This is a genomic window from Paenibacillus sp. P4_A7 (genome assembly GCF_056402455.1).
Genome location: NZ_JBFUHJ010000594.1, coordinates 1 through 2,902, shown reverse-complemented (window position 1 = coordinate 2,902; position 2,902 = coordinate 1). Strand labels below are relative to the sequence as shown.

Sequence of the window (2,902 nt, the reverse complement as noted above, 5' to 3'; positions counted from 1 at the left end):
ATATATAAGAATTTATAAGTATTCACTTATAAATGTGCTTATATATCTCCGCGAAACGAATGCTTTTGCCGAAGAGGACGGCGACAGCCGTTTACGCTAGGAATATAGGAAAGTATATCATTTTGCCATACTTTCTCTATATTTCTCCGGAATGAAACGCGCCACCGCCATAAGGACGGCGACAGCCGTTTCACCTTGGGGTTATTGCAAGAAAGCTTCGTATGTTACCGTGCTTTTTTTCTATATAGAACAAGCATTTTCTATCTTTCCTTCTTTTGTTTAAGAGATCTGTCTTTTATGCGAATGCATTTATTCAAGTGTAAAAAATTGTGTCTTGTAGAAGGCATGAGTATTAGTCCTGCAATTGTTTTTTTGCTCCAGTAATCGGCTAACCAGCTTGCATTTTGTGTAACAGCATTTTCATCAAGCAATCGTTTAATTCGATTAGGTTCAACTTTCATTTTAAATTGTCCAGGTTTCAATAACGATACAATTTGGCGCGTTTTCACGCCAACAGCTGCTCTGTAGGCTAATAAAGAATTGAAGTCAATGTTGGAGCTTAGTTTGGCTATGTCATCTTCACTCATATTATTTCCAGTGTGAGAACATTCGATATTCATGCGATCAAGCCAGCTTTCATCAAATTGAACCTGTTGATTATCTGATACTAAAATATTCATAGTGACATCTTCTATTCGTGCTATATGCCATAAATGCCATGCAATCGAGTTTTTGGTATCAGGACTGATTACGGGATACTTTCTAAATGTTATGTCATCCAAATCAGTCATTAATTCGTCATTCAAAGATAGCTCCCTCTTGTTCGTAATGGTAGAAGAGTGCAGTACGGCATGTTGAGAAAGGAATAATTGAATTGTTCTAGAATGTTCTTCTGGTTTTAAAATGATTTCTGTTAGCTTTTTATGATTTTCATTCCAAGTCCTCCGTTGCATCAAATCCATTGAAATCAACTCGCTTCATTTTTGATAGGAATATGAAATGATTCGAGCTGATTGTCTAAACTCCCTTTTATTTTGATTTAACGTTATGAAAAAAAGCATTTTAAGACGCTAAGAAAGTGTTTAATTTGAGCTTGGACTGATTTGAAAAACTACTATATGGACTTTTAGTTTGGTAAACTGATAAAAATAGTTAGTGAAGCGCCATGCATACGAATCCCGTTAGAGTTATAATTTTGCGACCCTCTTTGAAAGGATGAAGTGTAGAAGGAAATTATTATTATTCTTATTGTTTGGGTGATTAGTATGCTGATATTGGTTGCTGTTATTCGAAGTGCGTTGGATTCATCCAAAACATCAGATAAGCTGGATCGGCTGATTGATGAGATTCGTTTACATAGAAAAGACATCAAAGAAAATAAACATATTGTTGATAAGATAATTTAAAGCGAGGTGTTGGCTGTGTCGAATGATAAGGAGCTTAATGAAATAAAAGAATCGTTGCATAAGCTTGAATTGGAAGTAGAGCGTTTAACTAACCATTCCAAGTTCAAACGTTCTTCGTGGGTTAGTTTTATGATCGGTTTTGCAATTGTTTTCGTAATTATGTCTATCAGTATCGGAGTCATTCAATTTATAAGTGCGGGCAACCAATAACAACTAATAATTAGGAAAAGGAAGTTTAGAACAATGAATAATTTAATGAGTAGTTATTCAACTTTATCAAAGGGAATAGTGTGGGGGCAGGTGGAAGGCAGATTTACGCTGGATTATGCTGTAGATGAAGCTCTAATTAGCAATATTAGCATCATTCCTATGGTTGGAGATCAATATGTTGTGATGAAGCTGGCCAACGGCAAATGGGAGCTCGCAGGAGGAACGCTTGAGCCTGGTGAGCAGCATATGGTTGCTTTAGAACGAGAAGTGAAGGAGGAGCTGGGTGCGGAGTTGAAATCTTTCACTGTATTTGGCTGTTTTAAATGTCATTCATCAGCAAGTGAGCCGTACAGGGCTCATATCCCACATCCTGATTTCGTTAGATTGGTCGGATATGGTGAGGTGGAAATTGTCGGAGAGCCGTTGAATCCGCCGGATGGAGAAACGGTTATCGCTGTAGAAGTGGTAGATATCGTTGAAGCAGTGAGGCGGTTTGAGGAGATTGGACGATATGATATTGCAGAGCTTTATCAGCTAGCGCATGACCTGCGAAGCAGCAGTGTCATTTGATTAAAAGACTCAACCTATAAATCAGCTTTTGCCAGAACGTGAGATCGCCTAATCTAATCTAATCTACTCCACTAAACTCTTCTGTTGTCGTGGTTGACTGTATTTTATACAATCAAGCTTACTTTAAAAACGTTGTATTTGTCTTAGACTGTATTTCGTACACGCTAATCGCCATTTACGCAGTAAAAGAGCTTTGAAAGACCTATTTGATTGTATATTTTCCATTCAAACACCTTGAAACACGGAAATAAAGCGGTTTGAATGTACAATATCCATTCTAATTGCCACCTATCTCTTTACATCGGCGTTGAAATAAAATGTTGATAAAGAAAGCCCAGCACTACCCGCACTATCGCATAGGATTTCATGTAATCAAGCACTAATTTTGAGATTTAGCCAGAAATATTAATTTTTTTAAAGATGTCATTCGGATGATTAGATAACTGTTTAAAATGATAATGCTAGTTAGAATTTGTGGCTGTATATGGTATGATAGTGGAAAACTTAGACCTTGCAGAAATCTACTTTAGGAGGCGAACGTATGGACAAGTTGCGTTATCCGATTGGGAGATATGTGTACGAGGGAATGACTGCTAAGAATCGTGAACAGTGGATTACAKATATGGAGAGGCTTCCTGAGCAGCTTAAGGCTGTCCTTGCAGAGCTGGATGATGAGATGCTGGACACAGCTTATCGGATGGGTGGATGGACTGTGC

Annotated in this window: 4 protein-coding genes; 3 read left to right on the top strand and 1 reads right to left on the bottom strand. The window is 37.7% G+C overall.

The features are described from left to right. Window positions 1-260 precede the first annotated feature (260 nt). On the bottom strand, window positions 261-962 hold the full coding sequence (locus AC1DWN_RS31560) for a DinB family protein (RefSeq protein ID WP_477562805.1): 702 nt from the start codon (window positions 960-962) through the stop codon (window positions 261-263). A 303-nt stretch (window positions 963-1,265) separates the two neighbouring features. On the opposite strand from AC1DWN_RS31560, the gene AC1DWN_RS31555 reads away from it, so the two are divergent. The 3 genes from AC1DWN_RS31555 to AC1DWN_RS31545 are packed head-to-tail and all read left to right on the top strand — an operon-like array spanning window position 1,266 to window position 2,186. Beyond that, window positions 1,266-1,406, top strand: coding sequence for a hypothetical protein (locus tag AC1DWN_RS31555; RefSeq protein WP_477562804.1), 141 nt, complete (start codon window positions 1,266-1,268; stop codon window positions 1,404-1,406). A gap of 15 nt (window positions 1,407-1,421) precedes the next feature. After that, window positions 1,422-1,616, top strand: a complete 195-nt coding sequence (locus AC1DWN_RS31550; RefSeq protein ID WP_477562803.1) for a hypothetical protein — start codon at window positions 1,422-1,424, stop codon at window positions 1,614-1,616. A gap of 33 nt (window positions 1,617-1,649) precedes the next feature. After that, on the top strand, window positions 1,650-2,186 hold the full coding sequence (locus AC1DWN_RS31545; RefSeq protein WP_477562802.1) for an NUDIX hydrolase: 537 nt from the start codon (window positions 1,650-1,652) through the stop codon (window positions 2,184-2,186). Window positions 2,187-2,902: the final 716 nt, after the last annotated feature.

What these genes read in the sequence shown, in the direction of transcription:
- AC1DWN_RS31560 (WP_477562805.1), bottom strand. Translation starts at nt 962, where the DNA reads ATGGATTTGATGCAACGGAGGACTTGGAATGAAAATCATAAAAAGCTA.
- AC1DWN_RS31545 (WP_477562802.1), top strand. Translation starts at nt 1,650, where the DNA reads ATGAATAATTTAATGAGTAGTTATTCAACTTTATCAAAGGGAATAGTG.
- AC1DWN_RS31555 (WP_477562804.1), top strand. Translation starts at nt 1,266, where the DNA reads ATGCTGATATTGGTTGCTGTTATTCGAAGTGCGTTGGATTCATCCAAA.